18 protein-coding genes and 1 pseudogene are annotated in these 25,282 nt (G+C 49.7%); 2 read left to right on the top strand and 17 right to left on the bottom strand.

Annotated elements, in window-relative coordinates; all coding sequences use genetic code 11:
• Positions 1–33 precede the first annotated feature (33 nt).
• The 3 genes from K7397_RS21835 to lipA all read right to left on the bottom strand — a co-directional run bounded on the left by K7397_RS21835 (position 34) and on the right by lipA (position 8,087).
• Complete coding sequence (locus tag K7397_RS21835) at positions 34–6,375, bottom strand: S-layer homology domain-containing protein (RefSeq protein WP_223067595.1); 6,342 nt, start codon at positions 6,373–6,375, stop codon at positions 34–36.
• Positions 6,376–6,635: 260 nt separating this feature from the next.
• On the bottom strand, positions 6,636–7,169 hold the full coding sequence (locus tag K7397_RS08900) for a YutD family protein (RefSeq protein ID WP_337926701.1): 534 nt from the start codon (positions 7,167–7,169) through the stop codon (positions 6,636–6,638).
• An 18-nt stretch (positions 7,170–7,187) separates the two neighbouring features.
• On the bottom strand, positions 7,188–8,087 hold the full coding sequence (gene lipA / locus K7397_RS08895; RefSeq protein WP_223067594.1) for a lipoyl synthase: 900 nt from the start codon (positions 8,085–8,087) through the stop codon (positions 7,188–7,190).
• A 177-nt stretch (positions 8,088–8,264) separates the two neighbouring features.
• Here lipA and K7397_RS08890 point away from each other — a divergent pair, with 177 nt between their 5' ends.
• A complete protein-coding gene (locus K7397_RS08890) occupies positions 8,265–9,317 on the top strand; it encodes a M23 family metallopeptidase (RefSeq protein ID WP_237690799.1) in 1,053 nt (350 codons plus the stop codon).
• A 40-nt stretch (positions 9,318–9,357) separates the two neighbouring features.
• Here K7397_RS08890 and yunB read toward each other — a convergent pair whose 3' ends face one another.
• From yunB to K7397_RS08855, 7 genes are all read right to left on the bottom strand, one after another.
• Entirely contained in the window at positions 9,358–10,254 is an 897-nt protein-coding gene (gene yunB / locus K7397_RS08885; RefSeq protein WP_237690798.1) for a sporulation protein YunB, read from the bottom strand.
• A gap of 133 nt (positions 10,255–10,387) precedes the next feature.
• A complete protein-coding gene (gene treR, locus K7397_RS08880) occupies positions 10,388–11,104 on the bottom strand; it encodes a trehalose operon repressor (RefSeq protein ID WP_223067682.1) in 717 nt (238 codons plus the stop codon).
• 124 nt (positions 11,105–11,228) lie between these two features.
• Entirely contained in the window at positions 11,229–13,238 is a 2,010-nt protein-coding gene (gene treP / locus K7397_RS08875; RefSeq protein WP_223067593.1) for a PTS system trehalose-specific EIIBC component, read from the bottom strand.
• A gap of 29 nt (positions 13,239–13,267) precedes the next feature.
• Complete coding sequence (gene treC, locus K7397_RS08870) at positions 13,268–14,977, bottom strand: alpha,alpha-phosphotrehalase (protein ID WP_223067592.1); 1,710 nt, start codon at positions 14,975–14,977, stop codon at positions 13,268–13,270.
• Between the two features lie 284 nt (positions 14,978–15,261).
• Positions 15,262–15,801: a GNAT family N-acetyltransferase gene (locus K7397_RS08865; protein ID WP_223067591.1), complete on the bottom strand. Its 540-nt coding sequence runs from the start codon at positions 15,799–15,801 to the stop codon at positions 15,262–15,264.
• 136 nt (positions 15,802–15,937) lie between these two features.
• On the bottom strand, positions 15,938–16,726 hold the full coding sequence (locus K7397_RS08860; protein WP_223067590.1) for a TrmH family RNA methyltransferase: 789 nt from the start codon (positions 16,724–16,726) through the stop codon (positions 15,938–15,940).
• A 23-nt stretch (positions 16,727–16,749) separates the two neighbouring features.
• A complete protein-coding gene (locus K7397_RS08855; protein ID WP_223067681.1) occupies positions 16,750–17,418 on the bottom strand; it encodes a potassium channel family protein in 669 nt (222 codons plus the stop codon).
• Between the two features lie 229 nt (positions 17,419–17,647).
• Between K7397_RS08855 and sspI the strand changes: the two genes are divergently transcribed.
• Positions 17,648–17,884: a small acid-soluble spore protein SspI gene (sspI, locus tag K7397_RS08850; protein WP_223067589.1), complete on the top strand. Its 237-nt coding sequence runs from the start codon at positions 17,648–17,650 to the stop codon at positions 17,882–17,884.
• Positions 17,885–18,077: 193 nt separating this feature from the next.
• Here sspI and K7397_RS08845 read toward each other — a convergent pair whose 3' ends face one another.
• The 7 genes and pseudogenes from K7397_RS08845 to K7397_RS22005 all read right to left on the bottom strand — a co-directional run.
• Entirely contained in the window at positions 18,078–19,661 is a 1,584-nt protein-coding gene (locus tag K7397_RS08845; RefSeq protein ID WP_223067588.1) for a peptide chain release factor 3, read from the bottom strand.
• A gap of 205 nt (positions 19,662–19,866) precedes the next feature.
• Positions 19,867–21,414: a glucose-6-phosphate dehydrogenase gene (gene zwf / locus K7397_RS08840; RefSeq protein ID WP_223067587.1), complete on the bottom strand. Its 1,548-nt coding sequence runs from the start codon at positions 21,412–21,414 to the stop codon at positions 19,867–19,869.
• 215 nt (positions 21,415–21,629) lie between these two features.
• Positions 21,630–22,424, bottom strand: coding sequence for a hypothetical protein (locus K7397_RS08835; protein ID WP_223067586.1), 795 nt, complete (start codon positions 22,422–22,424; stop codon positions 21,630–21,632).
• Between the two features lie 182 nt (positions 22,425–22,606).
• A complete protein-coding gene (locus tag K7397_RS08830) occupies positions 22,607–23,257 on the bottom strand; it encodes a response regulator (protein ID WP_223067680.1) in 651 nt (216 codons plus the stop codon).
• Positions 23,217–24,326, bottom strand: a complete 1,110-nt coding sequence (locus tag K7397_RS08825) for a sensor histidine kinase (protein WP_223067585.1) — start codon at positions 24,324–24,326, stop codon at positions 23,217–23,219. Before K7397_RS08825 ends, K7397_RS08830 begins: the two co-directional genes overlap by 41 nt.
• An 18-nt stretch (positions 24,327–24,344) precedes the next feature.
• The gene (gene liaF / locus K7397_RS08820; protein WP_223067584.1) at positions 24,345–24,998 is read right to left on the bottom strand and encodes a cell wall-active antibiotics response protein LiaF; all 654 of its coding nucleotides are present in this window, start codon (positions 24,996–24,998) and stop codon (positions 24,345–24,347) included.
• A gap of 172 nt (positions 24,999–25,170) precedes the next feature.
• Positions 25,171–25,282, bottom strand: a pseudogene (locus K7397_RS22005) (group II intron maturase-specific domain-containing protein); the annotation flags it as partial.

Genomic DNA, 25,282 nt, shown 5'->3' with positions numbered 1-25,282 from the left:
CTATTGGGACAGCCCCGTGCAGATTACTTATTGCTATTTAATATAGTTATTATACACCCGGTAGAGAAGTTGAGCGGCTTCCGCTCTTGTGGTATGGCTCGTCGGGTTCAATGCCGAGCCGTTTCCTTGAACGATACCCGCGTGAACCATTGCGGCAACAGCGTCCTTCGCATAGGAAGAAACCTTGGATTTATCCTTATAGCGAGTCAGATCGGCCTCCGTTCCCGACAGGCTTTGCTTGCCCGTTACCTCTAGCGCACGCTGGAGCAGCACCATCATGTCCTGTCTGGTTATGGCTTCATGCGGTTTGAATTTGCCTTCGCCCACTCCGTCAGCAATACCAAGCTGTTTCACGATGCCCACTGATTCATAATAATAATCGGCAGGGCTCACATCGCTAAAGTTGGAAGCAAAGTCAGCTTTGAGACCGAGCAAACGGACAAGGATCATCATGAAATCCGCTCTGGTTATATTTCTGCCCGGTTCGAACGTCGTAGCGGAGGTACCTAAAATAATACCTTTCTCCGAAAGGGTTCCGATTGCATCCCTAGCCCACTCGTATTTAGTCCCAACATCCTTGAACGGAAGTTCAGCCGGAGCGCTTGTCACTGGCGGTTTCGCAGGCTCTGGTGTTACCGGCGCCGGTGAAGGTGCTGGTGCTGGTTTTGGCGTTGGTGTCGGTTCCGGTGTTGGCGTTGGTTCCGGCGTTGGTGTCGGTTCCGGCGTTGGTGTCGGTTCCGGTGTTGGCGTTGGTTCCGGCGTTGGTGTCGGTTCCGGCGTTGGTGTCGGTTCCGGCGTTGGCGTTGGTTCCGGCGTTGGTGTCGGTTCCGGCATTGGCGTTGGTTCCGGTGTTGGCGTCGGTTCCGGCGTTGGCGTCGGTTCCGGCGTTGGCGTCGGTTCCGGCGTTGGCGTCGGTTCTGGCGTTGGCGTCGGTTCTGGCGTTGGCGTCGGTTCCGGTGTTCCGTTCGACTCGCCAACAGTAAAGCCCCAAACGTCCGAACGTGCCATACCACTGTAATCGTCCTTCGCTACTGCGTACCATTGATAATATTGACCTTTATTCAGCCCACTCCAGGAAACGCTTGTCGTACGACCGCTAGCTACATCAGTTTGTTCGCCAATCAGCTGATCGGTATACACTTTGATTCCAAAATAATCCGTTGCAACTCGCTTAAGCATAGGATTTAAATCAACATCGAGATCGAATTCATCCTTACCCGGGTAAGTATTCGGATCGTAGTAGTTGTAATCGTCCAGATAAGGTGAATACGTTTTTACATGAATCTTGTTATTTCTCACATCAAACTGCAGCAAACGGATATAGCCGAGACCGCCCTTTTCGGCACCTTGGTAGTCGGCCAGCATCTGATAGACTTGTCGATCGGGCGTTCCGTCCCCGTTATCGTCAATGTTATCAACCAATTCTTCAGCATCGTGGTAGTGGCCGCTCAAAACGGCGATCACATTTTTGTTAGGCACAACGACGCGATCATATATTTCTTCAGCAATCGGAGCTCTGTTGCCGGATACAAGCAGGTACTCATGAAAATTTAGAATCGCTTTGCGGTCCGGATACTTTTTAAGAACATCGTCGATCCATTGAATATCTTCGTTCCGAATGTCCCAGCCCATATAGACGATAATGAAATCATTACCTCCTGCCGAGACAAGATCGTAGTGTCCGCGATTGTTCAGGTATGATCCGCCAAAGGTCGGCTGCTTTTTGAAACGGTCCTCGCCAAAATATTGATAGTACTTCGTATAATCGGCGTACTGGTGGGACACGTCGTGATTACCTGCAAGCACCCCGTAAGGAACATTCGCGTCTTCCAAGACTTTCATGTCCTTGTCCGCTTCGATCCATTGATATTCCTTGTCGGCTTCGTCGACAAGGTCACCGGTGTGAATGACATATTTAATGTTCATGTCATCCTTGTGATCTACAACCCACTTCACATTGCCCTCATAAATTTCAGGATAGCTTTCCGAATAATATTGAGTGTCAGACATCCAAACAATGCTGAAATCGTAAGGATCCTGACTAACCGGAAGCTCGTCCTGAACAATGGCATGTATGGTTCCGTCAACGGCGTAGTCACCGGCTTTCACTTCTGAAGTTAAGGAGAAATCTTCATTTCCGGCGATCTTGCTGTCAAGCTGCTTCCACTCATTAGCCGAAGGGCTCCAGGCATACAAGCTCACCTTCCGGCCTTCCAGCGATTTACCCTGCCACTCAATTTCGACCTTGTCGGTTGCCTTCACGGTAGGATCCAGCTTTACCTCGAAACGATGGTAAGGGAATTTTTCATTGGAATCATTGATTAGATATTGTCCGTCCTGAGCGCTGATCAAGCTGTATTCATTCTCACTGAAAGCCTGTTCTCCTTCCGGTCTCAGCTGTTTAGGCGGTTCCACTTCGCTAGCGTTTTTGTATGCGGAAAGCCCTGCACGATGTAAAGCATCAAACAGGAATCCTTTGTAAAAGCTTACGTTCATCTTGTCGTTAGTAGGATCCTGCACTTTAACAGACAGGTTCGGCCCTGCATTTGTTTGATCATGAGCAGGAGAAACAAGCTCCGGTTTTAGCGGGTTTTCGTTCGGCACATCAAAAGAAATGGTTTTCTCAGACACGTTTCCTACTTTATCCGTTGCTTTAAGAGCAAAAGAGTGTGTTCCCGGACTGAGCTTGGATGAAGCCGTTGCAAAAGGCATTTCAATCTTTTCCCCGTCCAAAGTGGACTCTACAGATTCAACGCCTGCAAGAGCATCCGTAATTTCAGCATCCAGCGTTAACTCGCCCCGGTACATTTTACCGTTCTCGATTGTTGGACGAATATCGGGAGCTGTGTTATCTACCGTAATATTAGCCGTCTTTCGTCCAGCAGCATTATCAACAGAAACGGTATGCAGACCATCAGGCAAAGTAGTCGTATCCAAGTCAAAGGCTTTGGATTTTAGCAGTTCAGCCGGCAAATTGAAATTGAAGTCAACAACCGGAAATTTTCCGGCGCTGTCTCCCATTTTTATTTCTTTGACAGGATCGGCATAATTGGAATCGTAAAGGACTGTACCATCTGCAAAAACAAGTCGAATGTTTCTAACCGTGAAATCGTCCTTGTTCTCTTCCGGGCGGTCATCAAATGGCGAAGATTTGGTTCCCGCGCGAATTGAAATGATATTGCTGCCTTCCGTAAGCCGGGCTGCTTCAATCGGCACCGTGAGCGTAGTATACGTATTGATCGGATCCATAAATGTATACAAAATTTCATGGCCCATTGTTACGCCGTTTTTAAAATAAAAGTTAACCGAATTCGCATCAAAAGCAAAGGAAGCATCCTGCTCCAAGGCACGGTATGTGCCTGTCGTCAATTCCTTGCCGTCAATAGACAACTGCAGGGACTCGGGAGCGTCGTTTTCCGCGGTTCCTTTGATAACCTTGGTACCGCTCATGATTTCTCCGTCTTTCAGGTTCAGGCGAAGTTCGGATCTCTCCGGTCCACCGGTTATATCGACTTTGTAAGTTTCCGAAGTAATTTCATGGCTCCCATCAGATATGACAAAGTAATACTGGATATACGACTTGCCAATCAAATCGGGAGGATAGACCGTAAAGTGATACATGGTGTCATTGTAATTCACATACAAATAACGGCTAGAATAATCAGCCTGTCTGTCGGACTTGTAAAAAATCTTAACCGATTTGACGCTTTGATTGTCCTTAGCATCTAACGTAATCGCCAAATCTTTGGACTGCTCGATATTGCTGATTCCCGTAACATTCGTAAAAGTTGGAGGCTCCGTGTCATCGACAGCTTTCACAGGCGTATCCGGAACCTGTACCGGATTCACGCTGCCAGGGGATGCCGCTTCAACGCCGGCGCTCAGCTTAATCATATTTGTGCTGCCATTCGTCGGGTACTTGTATTGAATTCCTTTATTTTCAGCAGTTTCAGATGGTTGCGATCCATCGTAATAGGCAGCGGAAATATCAGCATGCGTGTTGGTTCCGATTACGATACCACGCTTGGAGCCGTTCGCCATACCGTCGGCATAAATTTTATATATATCCTGGTTCTCTACGAGATTCGTATTAAAGTTTGCATTAAAATCGGCAACCGTCTTATTTCCGTTAGCGTTGTTAATGACCCAGAAGACGACCGTTTTGCCTGCATCAATGGTCATATCCTCGCGATCCGTCCGCCAGACAATGTCGGAATCTGGACCTGAATCCGTATAACGGTAATAAATTTTATAATCCTTCAGATTAACGGTTTTGTCGGAATTGTTATAGATTTCAATAAACTCGTAGCCATCCGCCCCGTCAACATTGGTGCTGTTAGGAACCAACTCCGTTACAAGCAGCGGCGGTACCTTCGAAGGGTCGAAATCAGGCACATGGACTGCCACTGTGTACGTTTCGGTTTTAACGGTGTTTTTAGCGTCTTTTGCCTCGATGTAATATTGAAAAGTATCTTCCTTGAGCTCTTCCCGAGGAATATCCGCCAGATAGTTGTTGCCTGAAGTCACGTTCATCGCGATCGTTGCAAAATTGGTTTGCGAACCGGTTTTATAATGCACAGTCGCCGTCACGGGATCAACCAATCCCTCGTCGCTTTCCTTGTTCGTAATTTGAGCGCTAATTTTCAAATTTTCATTCGTTTCCGCTTGGGTTACCGGGGTATGATTGATGATCGTCGGTTCATTATTCTCTTCTTCCGGTAAAGTAGCCGTCTGTTTCGGCACCTGATTCGGATCTACCGTACCCGGTGTCGCAGAAGCAGTACCTGCGCTGTCCATGATCATCTCGGTTGTTCCATCATCTGGATATTTATAGAAAATGGGCTTGTCCGAAACGTTTTTGACTTCTGTTTCATAATGGGCGGATACTATTTCCTTGTCGCTGGAATTGCGGATTACAATGCTTCTTGCTCCACCGTTGGCCATTCCGTCGCTTTCGATTTTAAATAAATTTTCATTAAGCTTCAGATTTACGTCAAAAAAGCTGTTAAAGTCCGAGTCCGTCTTATCATTGTTAGAGCCATTGGCAATCCACAATACGGCAGATTGTTGGGAGGGGATCACTACATCTCCTGTCTCCCACCGGGTTTCCGTATTAGGCGTCTTGTTCGTATAACGGTACATGAGCTTGTAATCTTGCAAATTAATAGTTCGGTCCGAATTGTTATAGACCTCAATAAATTCATAACCGTTGGCCGTTGTTGTTCCATTGGTTAGATTCGCGGAGTTAGGGTTAAGCTCCGTAATTAAAAGCGCAGGCACATAGTTATAATTGAAGCTTGAGCGAATGTTCACCGTGTATACCTCGGTGTCTTTGGTTACCCATCCGTCATTAGCTTCAATATAGTATTGAAGCGTGCTCCCAAGCAGCCGCTCCTTCGGAATGGAAGTCTCAAACGCAATGTTATCGCCTGCCGAGCTAGCAGCGTTCATACTCATGGCAAGATCAGTAAACTTGTCCTCGGAGTCCAGCTTATAGTAAACAGCAGCCGTCACGTTTGCCGGGTCGCCATATGTATTTGCCGTTACCGTTATGGCAATGTTCAGATCGCTATCGTTCATAGCTTCCGTTACCGGAGTGTGCTGAATCACAATGGGAGCTGGCGGAGGCTGGATGGCAGGATCATCATAGGTGAATGCCGGAACAAGCTCGCTTTCCACCGTTCCGGGAGTTGCTGTATGTACGCCAGCCGCATAGTCGCCTGCAGTCACCATGGACATATTCGTGCTTCCGTCAATAGGATAAGTATAGAAAATGCCATTGTTTTTCTGGGTTTGATCATCGTTTTGGTAGGAGGCTGACACCACAACGTTGCTGCTATTGTCTTTAATAATCAAATCGCGCGGGTAGCCGTTGCTCATACCCCCGCCGCCGGATAAACGGAACAGGTTCGTACCCTCTACAAGGGATGTACCATAATTGCTGTTAAAATCACCGGCCGTCAGTGCAGTATTATCATTATTCATGATCCAAAAAACAACGGAACCTTTTGACTCAATGACAGGATTGTCAGTTGCAGAGGCCAACGGCCAGATCGTGTCGACATCATTACCGCTGCTGCTTATATAGTGGTAATCGAAATTGTAATCTCTCAAAGAAACCGGCTCGCTGAAATTATTGTAAACCTCAATAAACTCATAAGCGTCAACCGTCTTATTCGGATCATTCTTCGTGGGAATATTCGAGCTGTCCGGCACAAGCTCCGTAATTAACAATCTCGGTACCTTGGTGTAATCAAATGATTCCCCAGGTTGATCCGCGCTTGCCTTCATCGCGCCATACGGCGACAACAAGCCTAGCAGCAAGCTGGCAATGGACACATTTAAGCCCAGCTTTTTCAGTAACCCTCTCTTCAACGCACTGCACTCCAATCTTCTTTATATTCTTAAAATCTTTACGGTGCGCTAGCCCCCTCAATCGGCTTGCAAACATCTCTCCTAATTTAACAGAGGAATGTCATTGGAATATAATGCCTGTATTTTCAAACTGTAAACTATTAACTTTACAAAATTCATTTTCAAAAAAATAAAGCAACCTTAGCCCCATTTATTTCGGGCTAAGGTTGCAATTAGCGCATAACAAAGAACGGTTCCCGAAAGTGGAAACCGTTCTTGCTTTATTGATTCGTCTGCCCATCCTTGCCGGAAGTCTGGGCGAGCCGCTCTCTGGACAGTCGCTGTTCAGCCTCTTTAGCTTCTCTGGCCTCTCTGGCCGCAGCCTTGCTTGCCTCTTTGGCCTGCTTCATCTTGGCGTGATGTTCCCGGGAAGAGAGATGCTCCCTAAGCGGCTGGTCTTTAGGAGCAGCCCCTGGTGCACCGGCTTCCTCATCTTTGTCCGGTCGGCCACCCACTAAAGTTTCCTTGTCCTTCGGAAGATCCTTCGCCTTCTGCAGCACAAAGTAAGCACAGCCAAAGTTGCAATATTCGTTAATATAATCCGCCATGCTTGAAATAGCGGTATCCCGGGTAGCTTTCGGATGGTTATCCCTATAGAAGCCTTTCAATCTGAGCTGATTATATCCCCAATCACCGACAATATAATCATAACGGTCCAGCACCTCGCTGTAGCGCTGCTTGAACGCTTCAGGGTTCCAGCCGTTCCTGTTATCCTGGACGAGCTCATAGCTTTTATTGCCAATCTGAATAAACACCGTGTTCCCCCTCGTTCGTTACGCCGGCGATTGCGCACCTTCTTTAGCGCTTTTGGCCGAATTCACCTGTTCATGCGCATGATAGGAGCTTCGCACGAGCGGTCCTGATTCCACGTGGCTGAAGCCGCGTTTCATTCCCTCTTCTTTGAGCATCGTAAATTCTTCCGGACGGTAGTATTTCTCCACATTCAGATGTTTCGGAGTCGGCTGGAGATATTGACCGATCGTAAGAATATCGCAGTCCACTGCCCGCAAATCGTCCATGGCCTGCAAAATTTCGTCCCATTCCTCACCTACGCCAAGCATAATGCTTGATTTCGTTGGAATGTTCGGCTGCATCTCCTTGGCTCTTTGAAGCAGCTCCAGCGAACGCCGATATTTGGCCTTCGCCCGTACCCGGTCAGACAATCTTTCCACCGTCTCAATATTGTGATTCAGAATGTCAGGCTTTGCATCCATAACGATCTTAAGCGAGTCCGCGTCTCCCAGAAAATCGGGAATCAGCACTTCAACGCTGCAAAACGGCAGCCGTTTGCGAATAGCGCGTACGGTCTCGGCAAAAATCATAGCCCCGCCGTCTTTCAGATCGTCCCGCGCTACACTCGTTACAACGCAATGGTTAAGATTCATATTCTCAGCGGCTTCAGCCACACGCTCCGGCTCCTTAAGGTCCAGCTCGGTGGGCATGCCGGTATTAACAGCGCAGAAGCGGCAAGCACGAGTACAAATATCGCCCAAAATCATAAAAGTAGCAGTTCGATTCGCCCAGCATTCATATATATTCGGGCAACGCGCCTCTTCACATACGGTATGCAGTGTTTTGGAGCGCATCATATTTTTGATATCCTGGTAATTTTCCCCGGTCGTCATTTTAATCCGAATCCAATCCGGCTTCGGTTCTTTAACGTGTTTCGACAATGGTTACAACCTTCCTTCCTCTTGGATAACTGTCGCGTCTCTACATTATAACATGAAAGCAGACCAAATACTCGAACCTCATATGGATAAAAATCCGCCCGATGTTCCAAATTAACTATGAAATCAAAACTGGTGCGATGTATGAATGTTATCCATTTGCTAAAAGGAGAGAAATATATGAGTCACGCTGTAAAAGGCTGCGGCAAAATGTTGACATCCGCCCTGACCGTCTTGATCCTGATTACCCAATCTCCCGCGTCTATTGCCTGGGCCGAAACAACCAAACAAGCCGACCCGATACAAAAACAAGCTGCACCTTCGAGTGACGAAATATTGGGACAGCGCGGGGAGCTTATCCGGGAGATCAGTGAGCTGACCCATGTTCCATGGGTTTATCTCGCTGCAGTCGATCAGTATGAACGGACGGTTACTCCAAAATCCAAAGCCGAAAAGCTTAAAGGACGGCTGATTGGAATCAATCCGCGTCCCGAATTCTGGGCCGGATGGCTGAACCCGGATCCGGAAGATACCCGTCCTGTATCCATCAGCCTGTTCGGAGGGATCGGCCGGGACGCCACGGGAGATGGAACCGCCAATCCGGCGGATGACCTTGATACGCTGTACAGCATGGCCTGCTACTTGAAGCGGTACGGCTTGTCCGAAGAGGATTTTCATATTGCTTTATGGCGATATTATCAGAACGACAGGGCCGTCAGCCGCGTTCGTCAATTTGTCAAAATTTATCAGGCTTTTGGCAAACTCGATTTGTTTCAAACCTCCTTTGTTCTGCCTTTATCCAGCAGTTACAGCTACCGGAGCACTTGGGGCGACCGCCGCGGTTTTGGAGGGCTGCGCATCCATGAAGGAACCGACCTGTTCGCGCCATACGGCGTTCCGGTCAGAAGCGCCTGCTACGGGATTATAGAGATGAAAGGCTGGAACCGTTTTGGCGGATGGCGGGTCGGAATACGGGATTTGAACAATCGCTACCATTATTATGCCCATCTGCAGGGCTTTGACAAAAAAATCGATGTAGGGAGCTTGGTAGTTCCCGGTCAGGTGATCGGCTGGGTAGGCAGCAGCGGATACGGCAAACCCGGAACGCAGGGAAAATTTCCGCCTCATCTGCATTACGGCATTTACCGGGATACAGGCTACAATGAGTGGGCCTTCGACCCTTACCCGCTGCTGAAACGGTGGGAAAACGAGGAAAGAAGAAAACGCAAATAAACAGAACGTCCATCTGTTGTAGATGGGCGTTCTGTTTATTTCATGGCGTATTCGAAGACGGTGTTTTATCACCGGCACTACCCGCCCCTCCGTTTTCGGAGGAGGTACCCGGAGTTTGCACCCGGGAAGGCAGCGCGATATTGGGCGCGCTTGCTCCATTTTCCCCTACAGGATTGCCTTTATTGTCATAGTAATACATGGGAACATCGCCAACAACGAGCAGATAGGATACCGGAATCTCCGTTTCTACCGCTTGAGGTCCCATATTAAAAGGAACAATCACGGATACTTCCGTTTTAATGTGCAGGTAAACTTCGACCAGAATCATATTAATCCCGGCATCCTGCCGCCTTGTATTCAAATCGACCTTCACATCGCTTTGCGGCTCGATGCGGATCGGAATCCGCGGTCCGAAGGAGGCCAGAATCGGGCTGCCCAATGCCTGACCGAGCGGGATCCGCTCATTCAGTTTGGAGACACGTTCCAGCGTTTGTCTTACCGTCTGTACCGTTTCCGACGTAATCTCCATATGCGACTTGTAATTCAGCATGAACCCGGTTATTTTGCCTGACGAGTCCGTCTTCCAGTCAATGAGATCGCCGTACTGCTGACCTTTCGCCACCTGCTCTGTAATCGCCTCATTCAGCGATTCGGTAGCAATTTGCTTCACCCGCACCTTGGCCAGTTGAACGAGAGGCTCTTCCATACGGCGCTCGACATAAACGATCATCTGAACAACCGCGATTATCAACAACACGATTAATAGCAGCCAAATTTTCCGCCTGCTGAAACGTCTTCGTTTCCGCTGCACGCCGCTTCCCGTCCAACCGCTTCCTGTCCTGCTGCTTGCCATCCAGCTGCTTCCCATCCAGCTTCTTTTGCGCCGGCTGCGCCATCTTCGCCTTCTGAACAGAAAAATCCGGTTTCCTATTCGCATGCTATCAACCTCCCGGCACTACCAACTCTTTAACAGGTTATGCTGGAGGGGGACAAAAAAGAAGACAGGGCTGCCAAGTTCTCGCGCGAAAGCTCTGGCAACCCTGATAATCCCCAAATGCTGACAGCTGACGCTAATGAACCCTGCGCGCAAAATCGACAAACTGAAACTTGTCAAGCCGGTGCCTGGATTCGGTATACTGAAACAATGTCGTATCTTCGAGATACACAAAATTCCGGACCACAACGACATGGGACAAGCCCTTAAAATCAAGCAGCCTGCGATCCTCGTCCGTCGACTCTTCGACGGAAATTTCTTTTTTGGCGTAACTAATGACCAAATGAAGCTGCTGCTCCAAATATTCATAAATCGAATTCGCCGCTATTTGTTCCGTTAATGCGGTTACAATTTCCGGGAGAAAATAATCTTTATCCAGAATAATCCGTTCCCCGTCGATTTCACGGGCCCGTATCACTTCCCAAACGGATTCGCCGTCCTCCAGCATCAAATAGCGCGCAATTTCACCCGCAGCATGGATAAGACCCGTTTTATATACAATGGTCTTTGACGGCTTGCCGATTTTTTCAGCCATTTCCTTAAAGCTGATCAAACCGGTAATCGGAAAATCCATGCGGTGAATATCCAGTACATACGAACCTTTGCCTTTGATTTTGTGAATATATCCGTTTTGGACAAGCAGGTTCAGAGCTTTGCGCACCGTTTCTCTTGATGTGTTGTATTGACTGGCCAGCTCGCTCTCCGAGGGAAGCTTGGTCCCGGACGCCATTTGACCGGTTTGGATCAACTGGGCGTATTTCTTATAAATATTTAAAAATATATTCTTCTTCACGCTGATCACCGTTCCCATCTTACCATACCCGCTTAATAAGGAGAAACGGCAAATCCGTCTTTTACAAAGGCGGAATCCGTTTCTGCGGGGAACTATAAGAAAGTATAGGGCTTCGCTTATAAGTTCAGAAGGCCAAATGGATTTTCAAAATGGATGCGCCGTCCTCGGCAACATCCCCCGGGTACAGCTCTTCGACTTTTCCTACACTCGTCTGTCCGTCCGGAACAATGATCGGTGTCGTCAGCGGAAGGCCGGCTTCCCGGATCTCATCCATATTGAATTCAAGCAGCAGCTGTCCGGCTTTCACGTGATCGCCGCTCTCGACATGACTCGTAAACGCGCTGCCTTTCAGCTTGACTGTATCAATGCCAACATGAATCAAAATCTGGACGCCGCTCGCATGCTCCAGCATGACAGCGTGCTTGCTCTTTATGAGATGAACAACCTGGGCATCAAACGGAGCCACCACACGGCCAACCGAAGGGTTGATGGCTATTCCCTGCCCCATTTGCCCTTCTGCAAATGCAGGATCGGGAACCTCCTTCAGCGGAAGCGTCGTTCCGCGAAGAGGCGCGGCAACCTCAAGCACTTTTAGCAAAGTGCTGCTGCTCAAGGCATCTGTTTCAGAGGCTGCAGACGCTTCATTAGCTGCCTCGATCCCCGCGCCCGTATTTGGCGTTGCAGTCTCAGATTGCGGTGAGCCAGGTTCCGTTTTGTTGCCTGCGCCGGCTTTCGCAAATTTGCCGAACAGAATCGTAAGGCCAAATGGAACCGCCAGTGCGATGCCCATTCCGGCAAAGAAGACGCCCCATTTTTCAGGGAAAATGGACAAGAAGCCCGGTATGCCTCCGACCCCGATCGAGGAAGCCAGGACATGATTGATCGTCAGCAGGATCCCGGCAAGCGCGGACCCGATCATTCCGAAGATAAAAGGATATTTATAGCGGATATTCACGCCGAAAATGGCCGGTTCCGTAACCCCGAGAAAAGCGGAAACAGAGGATGTCGCGGCAAGCCCCTTAGTCTTTTGTTCTTTCAACGCGAACATCATGGCCAGAGCTGCGGAGCCTTGAGCGATATTTGACAGCGCCAGCATTGGCCAGAGGAAGGTTCCGCCTTCTGACCCGATGAGCTGAACGTCCACCGCCAAAAAGGTATGGTGCATGCCGGTAACCACGAGCAGAGCATAGAACCCTCCGTACAGGAGACCGCCAATAACAGGGAACGTGTTAAAAATATAAACGATGCCGTCTGTAATCGCATTGGCAATCGCAAAGGTTACAGGACCGATGACTGTAAAGGCCAGAAAGCCCGTAATGAGCAGAGCGACTGGCGCCACGATTAGAAGCTTGATGGAATCCAAGACTCTTTTATTGAGGAAACGCTCAATTTGGGCTAGCAGATAAGACGAGACAAGAACCGGGAGCACTTGCCCCTGATAGCCGATCTTTTGAACTTCCCAGCCGAACAAATTCCAGACCGGGACGGTTCCCTCAAGCTTGGCGTTCGCATAATTGTAAGCGTTCAGCAAATCCGGATGCACGAGAATCAGGCCGAGCACAATCCCGAGGAGCGGGCTGCCTCCAAATCTGACAACGGCTGACCAGCCGATCAAAGCCGGCAAAAACGTAAACGCCGTATTGGCGATCAGATTAATAATAGAAGCAAAGTCGGTCCAGGCCGGATAAACATCGACAAGCGATTGCCCTTTGAAAAAGATGCCGGGGTCGGTCAACATATTGTTGATGCCCAGCAGCAAACCCGCGGTTACAATGGCCGGCAAAATAGGAATAAAAATATCGGCCAGCGTCTTGATCGCCTGCTGCACAATATTCTGTTTTTTGCCTGCGGCCTTTTTCACTTCGTCTTTGGAAGCCCGCTCTCCGCCCGTAAAGGCGATCATTTCATCATACACTTTATCTACGAGCCCGGGACCGATCACAACCTGAAACTGGCCTTGCGTCTGGAAGTGGCCTTTGACCAGTTCATTTTGGTCCAGCAGCTTTTCATCCACTCTCTTGTCATCATGAAGAACGAACCTGAGCCTTGTTACGCAGTGTGTGGCGGCTTCGATATTTTCTTTGCCTCCGACAGCCTGAACAATTTGCTCAACGCTTCTTTTGTCGATCGCCATCTTCGTTCACTCCCTTATGATTTCAAAAATCATTTCCGCCGGATTAACCACATATACGATGCAAAAGGGGATAATGCCATTTCCTTCCACAATGGAGGAACTTGCTTGGTATTGCCTGCTAACAGCTCGGCAGGGCCGGCTTCCAGCCACTCTTCCGCAAAAGCGTCCGCAAACTGAAACACGGTCTGCTCCTTGCTGAAATTGGATACAACCACTACAGCCTCCTGGCCTTTCACCCGGCTGTAAGCGAACACCTGAGGATGCGCCTCATCGAGACGGACAAACGTTCCGTCAATCAGAATCTGATGCTTCTTTCTTAACCCGATCAGCTTTTTGTAATGATGATAAACCGAATCCGGATCGTGAAGCTGTCTTTCTACGTTAATTTCAGGGTAGCGCTCATCGACCTTGATCCACGGGGTTCCGCTTGTAAATCCGGCATTCGGAGTGCTGTCCCACAGCATAGGCGTCCGGGAGTTGTCGCGTGAACGTTCCCTAATGATGTTAAACGCTTCTTCCGGGCTCTTGCCTTGCTCCTGCAAAATCCGGTAAATGTTATGCGACTCGACATCCCGCATTTCTTCAATCCCGTTCCATTTCGGGTTGGGCAGGCCGATTTCTTCGCCCTGAAACACATAAGGCGTGCCTTGCAATCCGTGCAAGGTAGTCGCCAGCAGCTTCGCGCTTTCGACACGGTACTCGGAATCGTCCGTAAATCGGGACAAGGCTCTCGGCTGGTCATGATTATTGAAGAAAAGCGCATTCCAGCCGCAGCCTTCCTGCATGCCGGTCTGCCATCTGGACAGCAGCGATTTCAGTTGTTCGAAATCATAAGGCATGAGCTCCCATTTTTGCCCGTTCGGATAATCGACTTTTAGATGATGGAAATTGAACGTCATGGAAAGCTCGTTCTGCTCCGGGTTCGAATAAAGAATGCAGTTCTCGAGCGAAGTCGACGACATTTCCCCGACCGTCACCAAATTGTACGGTTTAAAAATCCTTCTGTTCAGTTCCTTCATGTACTCATGAACCCTTGGGCCATCCGTATAAAATTTACGTCCGTCTCCAGGCCGGGCGCTGCCGTCGTCATCCGGGAAATTCTGATCCTTGGAAATCAGATTGATGACGTCCAGCCTGAAGCCGCTGACTCCCTTTTCCGCCCAAAAAGTCATCAGTTTGACGACCTCTTCCCGGACAGCGGGATTTTCCCAGTTCAAATCAGCCTGCGTTTTATCGAACAATGTCAGAAAATACTGTCCTGTCGCTTCATCGTACTGCCAGGCCGGTCCGCCGAATTTCGACTGCCAGTTGTTGGGCACTCCGCCGCCCGGCGCCGGGTCCTTCCAAATATAATAATCGCGGTACGGATTATTTCTTGATTGTTTCGCTTCTTGAAACCATCGATGCTCCGTTGAAGAATGATTAACCACAATGTCCAGCATCAGATGCATGTTCCGGCGGCGCACTTCGGCTGCCAGCTCATCAAAATCCGCCATTGTTCCATACTCGGGATTGATTTCGCAATAATCGGCCACGTCGTAACCGTTATCATTTTGCGGGGAAACATACACCGGCTGAAGCCAGATAATATCGATTCCGAGTCCCTGCAAATAATCCAACTTCTCGATCAGCCCCCGGATGTCCCCTTCACCGCTGCCGGTTGTATCTTTGAAGCTTTTGGGATACACCTGGTAAACGGTTGATTTCTTCCACCAGTCGGCGGTATGGCTATGCTCCATGGATCGTTTTTCCTCCCATGCATGATGTATTTTCATAGAATGCCAACGCTTTCATATTTTCCTGTATATACAGGTTTGCTTCTCGACTACATCTTAATCCTGTATATACAGGATGTCAAGGGGTATTGTCATCATTCTGTTTCTGCAATCCTTGCGGGTTTAGCATTCAAATAGAAACAGCCTTGAACCGGTAGAATTACCGGAACAAGGCTGTTATGTAATAAGCTAGGATAGCAATAGTTGCTTTTACAGTCGTATCTGATCATAGTTCTTTTTCCAATCGGTTAATCATCCGGATTGATTAAAGCCAGCACCTGGTGATCTTCCCATTTTCCATGGATCTTAACGTTCTTTTGAGCGATTCCTTCTTTATGAAAACCTGCTTTTTCCAACACACGCATGGATGCAATATTGTGAGGCATAACTCCAGCTTCTATACGATGCAACTTTAACTCACCGAATGCATATTCACAAATTAATTGTACAGCTTCTGTCGCATAGCCTTTGCCATTATGTTTTTTGTCCAAAAAATAGCCGATGAAAGCGCTTTGCAGAGAACCGCGAATTACCTGAAAAAGGCTGATGGTTCCAATTAACGCATCGTCATCATTTTTAAATATCCCAAAGGCGTACCCTTGGTCCTTTTGCACATGCTCATGATGATTTTGTATCATGTTAATTTGGCCTTCTATCTTGTAAAAATCAACAGCTCGAGTCATCGAAAATTTTTCAAAAAAATCACGATTTTCCGTTTGCAATCTCAGACTTTCTGCAGCATCATGTACGTTTAATTGCCTTATATGGACGGTTTTGCCTTTCGTCATTAGAATGCTCCTCTCCATTCTCTTATCTCAACTGTTTAGATGTAGAGAATAAAAGAAGACTAGCTCCTGATCGGTTGATGTACCGAGTAGTTTCCAGTCTCTAGTGGTGTCTGCGGACAGTAATTTTTATGTTTAATTAAAATTCCCGCTGCCGCAGCGCCTCATACAGCAGCACCGAGGCCGCCATCGCCACATTCAACGACTCCGCCTGACCCTTCATCGGGATGATAATCGCGTCATCCAGCAGCTCCATGGATTCTCTGGATAGGCCTCCCCCTTCGCTGCCGAAGAGCAGCCAGACCGGCCCGGTGAAATCATAATCGTAGCAAACTCGGGCTGACTGCAGGCTTGTCCCTGCAATGCGAATGCCGCGGGACTTCGCTTCAGGGAGCAGCTCAGCAAGGCTGCCTTCCACGATCGGCAGATGGAACAGCGATCCCATCGTCGAGCGAATGACCTTGGGGCCATACACATCGGCGCAGCCTCGTCCGATGATGACGCCGTCCGCGCCTACGGCATCCGCGCTGCGGATAATCGTGCCCACATTGCCGGGATCCTGAACGCCGTCAAGGACGACAACCAGGCTGTTCGGGCGGCTTAGCAGCTCCTCCGTGGAGGCGCCCGTCTTGCGAACGACCGCAAAGACCGGCTGGGGCGTTTTGGTGTCGGTGCATTTGGCGATGACCGCTTCGGATACGCCGATCCATTGCACGCCAAGCGAACTTGCGGCAGCCTGAGCGAGCTCCGGCGGTATGCCGCGTTCCAGTGAATAAGCGACGCATTCGAGATCCGCCTTGGCTTTCAAAGCTTCCAGGACGAGATGAATCCCTTCCACGATAAATTTGCGATGCTTATCCCTGTGCTTCTTCTCCAAAAGGGAAGCCCATTCCTTGACTCGGCTGTTCTGGAGGGATTCAATTTGCATAGTCTTACCTTCCTGCCTTTTATTTATTGCGCCGTTGCGAGCTCAAGCTTCGTCAAATCATCCTTGTGTCCGACTACAACCAGCACATCGCCATCAACCAGCCGCTCATTCGCATCCGGAGAAATATTCATTTTAGTGCCTCCATCCTTTTTGATGGCCATGACATTGCACTTGTATTTAACGCGGATATCAAGCTCCTTCAGGTTTTTGCCGACCATCGATTCAGGCACGCGAATATCAAGGATGCTGTACTCTTCCGAGATTTCTATATAGTCAATAATGTTCGGCGATACCAGATGATGGGCAACCCGAAGCCCCATATCCCGCTCCGGATGAATCACTTTATCCGCGCCAATTTTCTGGAGCACTTTACCGTGAAGCTCATTCTGGGCCTTGACCACAATGAGCGGACCGCCGAGATCTTTCAGAATTAAAGTCGTCAGGATGCTGGCCTGAATATTCTCTCCGATCGCCACAACGACAACATCAAAGTTGCGAATTCCCAGCGCCCGCAGCGCTTCCTCATCCGTTGAATCGGCGGATACGGCATGTGTTACGATATTGGATACAGCCTGAGTCCGGCTTTCGTCGGCATCGATAGCCAGTACGTCAAAACCCATTGTACTCAGCGCACTTGCCACGCTGAAGCCGAACCGTCCCATCCCGATGACTGCAAATTGTTTCTTGGGCATCATTATTCACCTGCACAGCTTATAATATTTAACATTCTATTCAGTATAACACAATCCAATGGTTACTTGAATTTCCATAGGCGCTTGGGGGAACATTAATCTTGCTGCCTTGAATGGAGCAGCCCCGCTGATACCTCTATAAGGCAGCGAGAGAGCAGCATGGTTTGGCTTAAACTTCTTGACAGCTGGCCGGCGCGCATACTTCGAACCTTTGAGGAGGATTGTCACCATGGCAGTAATGCTGGATTTAAGACAAGCGGTTGTGCAAAAAATGATCGGTAGCGACCAGAACGGGCTGCGCGAGATGATTGAAGGGTCCATTGGGGCCCAGGAAGCAGCCCTTCCGGGTCTTGGCGTAGCCTTCGAATTGATCTGGAAGAACATCGACCAGAGCAAACAAAATGAACTTATTACCGTTCTGGAAAATGCGCTCAAATCTTCTTCCGCAGCACCTCGGGCGAAGTAACAGACCTAGCGCTGTTTGGAGCGAAAACGTCATACATTCCGATCCCACTAAATGATCGCTTCTCCGCTTTCATTTAGATGATGCGGAATTTGACGCCGTTCTATGCTTGTTCTACGCAAAATCCCTCTGCCGAACCATAAAGGCCGGCCAGAGGGATTTTGTTTATCATGCACTATAGAGACTCAGCCTTACGTTACGGGGCTGTTTCCAAAAATTTCGCTTCCGGAAATTTTTCCATCGCCGTACGCATCGCATATTCATTCTCAAAGAGGACGACGTAGTTGTCCTTCTTGTCTTTCACGAGTACCGAGTTAATCCGGAACTTGGACGGATCAATATGATCCGCTACGATCCAGCGGGCGAACTGGTACGGCATCCGCTGAAGCTGAACATCCACCCCGTACTCGACTTTCATCCGGTATTCAAACACCTCAAACTGAAGCTGGCCGACAACGCCGAGCAGAGTATCCTCGAAACCGACCGTTCGGAACACCTGAATGGTGCCTTCCTCCGTCAACTGGTCGATCCCTTTTTGATACTGCTTATGCTTGAGCGCGTTCTTGGCCGTCACCTTGGCGAAAATTTCGGGAGAGAAGGTAGGCATTTCGTCAAACATGATCTCGCTATTCTGGCTTAGGGAGTCGCCAATCCGGAAAATCCCCGGATCAAACAACCCGATAATGTCGCCGGGAAACGCTTCGTCCACGATGTCGCGATCCTGCGCAAGGAACTGCTGCGGCTGGGACAGCTTGATATCCTTGCCTACCCGTATATGCTTCACCGACATCCCGCGTTCGAACTTCCCTGATACAATGCGCAGGAAGGCGATCCGGTCGCGGTGGGCCGGGTTCATGTTTGCTTGAATCTTGAAAACATAACCGCTGAACTTCTCATTCGTAGGTTCGACCAAGCCTGACGTGCTTCTGCGCGGCTCCGGCTTCGGAGCAAGCTCAAGGAAGTTCTCCAGAAAAGTCTGTACGCCAAAGTTGTTCACAGCGCTACCGAAAAAGACCGGCGTCAGCTCTCCTCGTCTTACTTTATCATAATCGAACGGGTCGCCGGCCACGTCAAGCAGCTCCAGATCCTGACACAGCTGCTCATGCAAATATTCACCCGCAATTTCGCCGATAACCGGATCCTGATAGCCGTCCACCTTCTTCACCTGGATGGTAGAGTGGTCGTCGCCCTGAAACAGCTCGACCTGATTTTTTACCCGGTCATACACGCCGGACAGCTCCCGGCCCGAGCCGATCGGCCAGTTCATCGGCACCGAACGGATGCCGAGCACCTGCTCCAGCTCTTCCATCAAATCAAACGGATTCCGCCCTTCGCGGTCAAGCTTGTTGATGAAGGTGAAGATCGGAATGCCCCGTTTGGCGCAGACCTGAAACAGCTTGATCGTCTGGGGCTCGACCCCTTTGGCAACGTCGATCAGCATGACCGCGCTGTCCGCAGCCGTAAGTGTCCGGTAGGTGTCTTCACTGAAGTCCTGGTGACCCGGCGTATCCAAAATATTGATTCGATGTCCATTATAATCAAACTGCATGACAGAAGAAGTAACAGAGATCCCCCGCTGCTTCTCGATTTCCATCCAGTCGCTTGTCGCATGCTTGCTAGCTTTCCGGGCCTTTACAGAACCTGCGAGACGGATGGCTCCGCCAAACAGCAGCAGCTTTTCCGTCAATGTCGTCTTCCCCGCATCCGGGTGGGAAATGATCGCAAACGTCCGGCGTTTGTCCACTTCCTGCTGCAGCACCTCATCCAAAGCTTTGCTCATTTCTTCACTGATCCCTTCATTCCATAAGTACTCATGCACATATGCACATATTGTATCATATTTCGCTGGACACAAGTAGAAACGGATTGCAGCCGCCTTGCCTCCTGACGAACCGTCGACTGCAGGGCAGAAATACCCGTCCTACGTGAAAACATCCCCATACGTCAAGCGTATGAGGATATTTTCGATTTGTTCCCCTAAGCGATTAGCCTTTAATCCAGATGACATTGTCTTCTTCCTGACCGTTCACCGGCCACCATTTGTAGCCGTCTTTTGCGAGCAGATCCTGAGCTTCCTGCGGTCCCCATGAACCTGCCGGATACGTTCTAAGATCGCCCGGACTTTCAGCCCAGGCCTTGGCAATCCGGTCGATAAAGGACCAGGCGGTAGCCACTTCATCCCAGCGGGTGAAATAAGTCGAATCCCCGTGGGCGGCATCATGAATAAGGCGTTCATAAGCCTCGGGCGAGTTGATCCCTACCTGGCAGCTTTGGCAAAATTCCATCGCCAGCGGCTTGATCTCCGATTCGGTACCCGGATTTTTGGCATTAATTTTAATATAAATGCCTTCCATCGGATTGACGCGGATGACAAGCAAATTCGGCTGCAGGGAATGCCGTTGTCCAAGATAAACATTCGTTGGCATATTCTTGAATTCAACGACAACCTCCGTCGTCTTCACCGGGAGGCGCTTGCCCGTACGTATGTAGAATGGTACGCCTGCCCAGCGGAAGTTATCGACCCACAGCTTCGCGGCAAAATAAGTTTCCGTGTTGGAGTTCGGATCAACCTTGTCTTCCTCACGGTAGCCGGGGAGCTTCTTCCCTCCGCTTTCACCGGCCGTATATTGGCCGCGGACTACATTGTCCCGAACTTCGTCGCTTGATTGATAAGGACGGAGCGAACGCAGCACCTTGACCTTCTCGTCCCGGATATCTTCCGGCAGCAGACGGCTAGGCGGCTCCATGGCGATCATGGTCAGCATCTGCAGCATATGGTTCTGGCCCATATCGCGCAAAGCGCCGGCATGATCATAATATCCTCCGCGCTCTTCAACGCCTACCGTCTCGCTGAGCGTAATCTGCACATTCGCTATATGCTTGTTATTCCAGAGCGGTTCAAAAAAAGCGTTCGCAAAGCGGATCACTTCAATATTCTGTACCATCTCTTTGCCGAGATAGTGATCAATCCGGTAGATTTCCTCTTCCTTGAAGACCTGATTCAGTTGGGCATTAAGCTCTTCAGCCGAAGGCAGATCATAGCCGAACGGCTTCTCAATCACGAGACGATGCCATCCTTCGCTGTCCAGCATTCCGCCCTTCTTGAGATTGAGCGACACGCTGCCGAACAGCTCCGGCGCAAGGGCCAAATAGAACAGCCGGTTGCCCGGAATGTTGAAGCGCTGCTCGAGCGCTTCCGTCTGCGCCTTGAGCTCGACGTATCCGTCAATATTATTAATGTCCAGCGACTTGTACTCAAAGTGCTGCACAAAGCGGTTCCACTCTTCTTCGTTGTTCACTTTATAGCGGCAAAATTCCGTAATGGATTCACGAATGTCGCTGCGGAATTCCTCCGGTGAACGCGGACGGCGCGCCACGCCAATTACCGCAAAATCCTCAGATAATTTCCCTTCACGATAAAGGGAATAAATGGCCGGGTACAGCTTGCGATGCGCTAGATCGCCTGTAGCTCCAAAAATGAAAAAAACAGTACCTGGTGCTTGCAATGTATCCATACTTTGATTTTCAGCCATGGCTCCTCATTCTTTCTACATGTAATTAGTATATGATTTACGGTCTGATTCACATCAATCATTCACATTAGCTTTATTTCACGTGATGCCATTTTAGCATATCTGAAAAGAGGATACCATGTTCGGCCTAATAAAAACAATGATCGTTTCTATAAAAAAACCTGATATTATCTTGATCGAAAGGCGGCCCTGTAAATCCTGTTTCCATGGTAACTTTAATACTCTATAGTCAGCATGGGGGAGCCAAAAGACACTTCCTGCAGCCCTGTGACCGTATCCGTATGAACCGCCATTTGCAGACCGGAAACCTTTCCTTCTCCCACAATAGACGTAATTGAAAAAGAAGGAATATAATAGCTCCGTGAGACCGTCGTCCCGTCACTGTAAGCATCAAGGGCAGCCGGCTTCAGCTTCGCAGCCGTCATCTCGATCTGCTTTAGCTTCTCCGAAGCGCTTGCGATTGCATCGGCATTACGGTCCCCGCTCCTTTCGCTGGCCGGCGCCAAGCCCTGAACCGACGCATTCCACTTGACATCGGCACCGTTCTCAAGCAGAACGCGTCCCGCATTCCATTGCGCCTGCTGCAGTTCCCCGGCTTCTTCCGCCGTTCCGTCCAACCGGAATACCACATACAGCCGGTTATCCAGCTCCATTACCGACAGCTTACCCGCAACTTTGCCATAAGATCCTTCGGCCTCATATACGGTATGATCCTGTACCTTTGAAAGCTCTGGAGCATTGAGGCCCAATTTTTCAGCGAGCTGCCCGGCTGCCTCTTCCGGACGCAGCTGCGACTTCCAATCCCCTTGCCATTTCACGACAGCGGCAATCCGTCCCACCGCATTTTCTGTACCCAGCAGGATCAGCGCTTCGAGCTGATGTTTTGCATGCTCCAGCTTGTCATCCGCCTGCCGCCCGGAACCGGCCGGTCCGAAGCCTGCCAATATCATAATTGCAATTACAATGCCCACCATAGCTCCCATCATGAGAACCGATCCAAATTTTCTCACCGTGTTTCTCCTCCCCGAACACTAGTAATCTATGAGATTAGCATGTCCGGTTTGAGAGAATTGTATTCCTGTTGTCCAAAAAAAATAAGCCCTCCAGGCTCGGAAGCGGCTTAATTTAATATTGCGCTCTAGTTACTGCGTATTTACTCTTCATTTACTATTACTATTCATATTTCTATTATTTATTCCGCCAATCCGTTTTTATAAGCGTAAATCGCAGCCTGAGTCCGATCCTCCACACCGAGTTTGGCCAAAATATTGGTGACATGAAATTTCACCGTCTTGATCCCGATGATCAGCTCATCCGCAATGTCCTGATTGGACTTCCCCTGCGCCAGAAGCCGCAGGACGTCCATTTCGCGCTCCGTCAGCTCCGAGTGAGCCGGCGCCGCCGCCTTCGGCTGGCGGAAACGGTTCATCATTTTGGACGCTACCTGGGATTCCAGTACGGACTGGCCCCGGACAGCAGCACGAATTGCATCGGCAATTTCGGTAGCCCTTGACGTCTTGAGCAAGTAGCTGAACGCCCCTGCCTCTATGACCGGATACATTTTTTCGTCATCCAGATAACTGGTCAGCACAATGACCTTGCAATCCGGGTACAGCTTCAGCAGCTGCCGCGTTGTTTCGATCCCGTCCATGCCCTCCATCACCAGATCCATCAGGACGACATCCGGCTTGTATTCCTGGGCCAGCCGGATGCCCTCTTCGCCGCTGCTCGCTTCCCCAGCCACTTCGATCCCGTCCTCAGTGCCGAGGACCGCTGCCAGACCGATCCGCACCATCTCGTGATCATCCACCAAAAGTACTTTGATCGGTGTCTCCAGCTCCATTCCCATCTTGCTCGCCATCCTTCCATGCCCCTTCCTCCATCAGCAAGGGCACTGTAATTTCAATCCGCGTCCCTTTACCGGGCGCCGTAATGAACTGTACGGAGCCCCCGATCTCGCGAACACGCTCCTGCATATTAGAAATGCCGTAGGAAGTCTGTTTGGCTTCATCCAGTTCAAAGCCAACGCCATTATCCCTCAAAATAACACGAACCGCTTCGGCTCTCTTGAAAATCCGTATCTCCATTTTGTCCGCTTTCGCATGTCTGAGCGTATTGGACATCGCCTCCTGAATGATCCGGAACAAGTGATTTTCGATTCCTTTGACCAGCTTGAGATCGCGGTCCATCTCCAGCGTAATGTCCATTGGCACTTTTGCCTTGAGCTCCCGAACCAGATCCTCTACCCCTTGCGTAAGATCCTTGCCGTCCAAATATACCGGCCGCAAATGGAGCAGCAGCGCGCGCATCTCCGACTGGGCTACCGAAGCCATCTCCTCAATGAGCGCAACCTGCCGCTGGGCTTTGTCGAAATCCTTTTCCAGCGTTCTTCCCACGGCGGTTGCCGTCATCGAAATCGCAAAGAGCTGCTGGGATACGGCGTCATGCAGCTCGCGCGCGAGGCGCTGGCGTTCCTCGACAATCGCGGATACCCGCGCCTGCTCGGCCAGCCGCGCATTGTTGGTGGAGAGGCGCTGAAGCGACGTCAACTGCTCCTCCCATCGTTTTCCAATACGCTCCAGCTGCTCTCCGAGTTTCCCGACCTCGTCTTCCCCAAGACTTGGCACGGAACGCGACAAGTTCCCTTTTTCCCACTGAATCAAAGAATCCCGCAGCAAATCCAGCCTTCGTTTAATCCGGTAAACATCATAAAATCCATATACGGCACCGACCGCGATCAAAAGCGAAGACAGCGTAAGCCCCGCCATAATGCCCTGCCGCCAGGAAGTAATTGGATTCAAATACCCATATGTACTTAAAATATACAAAATGACCGCCAGTAACAAGAAAGACAGGAGAATCCCGTCACGCATGCTGCGGGAAACTATGTTCACCGGCTTTTTCCTTTTCATCGGATCGTGATCCTCCTGTCAATAAGTTAAACGTATATCTACATCGCCAATTAAATAGGAGACGATAATTTTCACTTTCTGCTCCCGCTGCTCGTAATTCGGGGAACGCCAGTGAATGCGGTTCATCATGCCTGTCTCACTGTCTCTGCCAAACCCGATTCTGCCGAAAAAGACAAAAGCATCGATCTCAATGCCGTAATCCTCGGACAGCCCGAGATCCAGGTCGCCTACGATTCCCTGAAACATCAGGATGTTCTCCTCGCCTTCAACGATAGCGAGAGACAAGTCTACATCGAGCTCTCCCAGAACATGCCACATCCCCACACTCCGGAGCGCCCAGGGATCGCGGTCCCAGTGGATGCTGGACACAAAATTTTGCTTCTGCATGTATCCTTGACTTGGCCGTGATTTTTTGGCTTTGATATAAAAGATCACTAGCGAAATTAAACAGATCATAATCACCAGGACAAAATGATCCAGCAAAATAATGCCGCAGCCTACCCCGAGCAGAATGTAGCCTGTCTTCACTTCTTCTCCCTGGCGGATTTTATAGACCCCATATATCAGCAGAATCAGTGCGACGATGGTAAAGAAACTCATCCAGTTGCCAACGATCATGGCAATGCCGACTACAATCAAGGCCACTGCCCACAAACGGTTTCTATCATTCATGCCGCACCTCCTCTGGTCTGTAACTTCGATCTACGTTCTTATATTTCAATGTGACTCGGCTTACGGCTCCATAATGCGCCTAACCTCCATCTAATCGAGTAGGAGGGGGCGGCTAACCCCCGTCCTCTCACACCACCGTACATGCGGGTCCGCATACGGCGGTTCCAAAAGGTTAACGAAGTTCCAAATAACGAGAAAGCAAACTTTTCAGCCCTTTCGCTTCCCAGAAAGAAGTCGGAAGGGCATTATTTGTGTTTCGAGACATTTCCCATGCACCACGCCGG

The sequence above is a fragment of the Paenibacillus caui genome (assembly GCF_019904135.1).
Classification (GTDB): domain Bacteria; phylum Bacillota; class Bacilli; order Paenibacillales; family Paenibacillaceae; genus Fontibacillus; species Fontibacillus caui.
The sequence above is the reverse complement of the archived record's forward strand: the minus strand, read 5'-3'. Positions and strand labels throughout refer to the sequence as shown.

Bases quoted from the DNA above. Each gene is read 5' to 3' on its own strand.
- K7397_RS08890 (WP_237690799.1), top strand. From the start codon at position 8,265: ATGAGTCACGCTGTAAAAGGCTGCGGCAAAATGTTGACATCCGCCCTG.
- yunB (WP_237690798.1), bottom strand. From the start codon at position 10,254: ATGCGAATAGGAAACCGGATTTTTCTGTTCAGAAGGCGAAGATGGCGC.
- treP (WP_223067593.1), bottom strand. From the start codon at position 13,238: ATGGCGATCGACAAAAGAAGCGTTGAGCAAATTGTTCAGGCTGTCGGA.
- treC (WP_223067592.1), bottom strand. From the start codon at position 14,977: ATGGAGCATAGCCATACCGCCGACTGGTGGAAGAAATCAACCGTTTAC.
- K7397_RS08865 (WP_223067591.1), bottom strand. From the start codon at position 15,801: ATGACGAAAGGCAAAACCGTCCATATAAGGCAATTAAACGTACATGAT.
- K7397_RS08860 (WP_223067590.1), bottom strand. From the start codon at position 16,726: ATGCAAATTGAATCCCTCCAGAACAGCCGAGTCAAGGAATGGGCTTCC.
- K7397_RS08855 (WP_223067681.1), bottom strand. From the start codon at position 17,418: ATGCCCAAGAAACAATTTGCAGTCATCGGGATGGGACGGTTCGGCTTC.
- sspI (WP_223067589.1), top strand. From the start codon at position 17,648: ATGGCAGTAATGCTGGATTTAAGACAAGCGGTTGTGCAAAAAATGATC.
- K7397_RS08845 (WP_223067588.1), bottom strand. From the start codon at position 19,661: ATGAGCAAAGCTTTGGATGAGGTGCTGCAGCAGGAAGTGGACAAACGC.
- zwf (WP_223067587.1), bottom strand. From the start codon at position 21,414: ATGGCTGAAAATCAAAGTATGGATACATTGCAAGCACCAGGTACTGTT.
- K7397_RS08830 (WP_223067680.1), bottom strand. From the start codon at position 23,257: ATGGAGCTGGAGACACCGATCAAAGTACTTTTGGTGGATGATCACGAG.
- K7397_RS08825 (WP_223067585.1), bottom strand. From the start codon at position 24,326: ATGAAAAGGAAAAAGCCGGTGAACATAGTTTCCCGCAGCATGCGTGAC.
- liaF (WP_223067584.1), bottom strand. From the start codon at position 24,998: ATGAATGATAGAAACCGTTTGTGGGCAGTGGCCTTGATTGTAGTCGGC.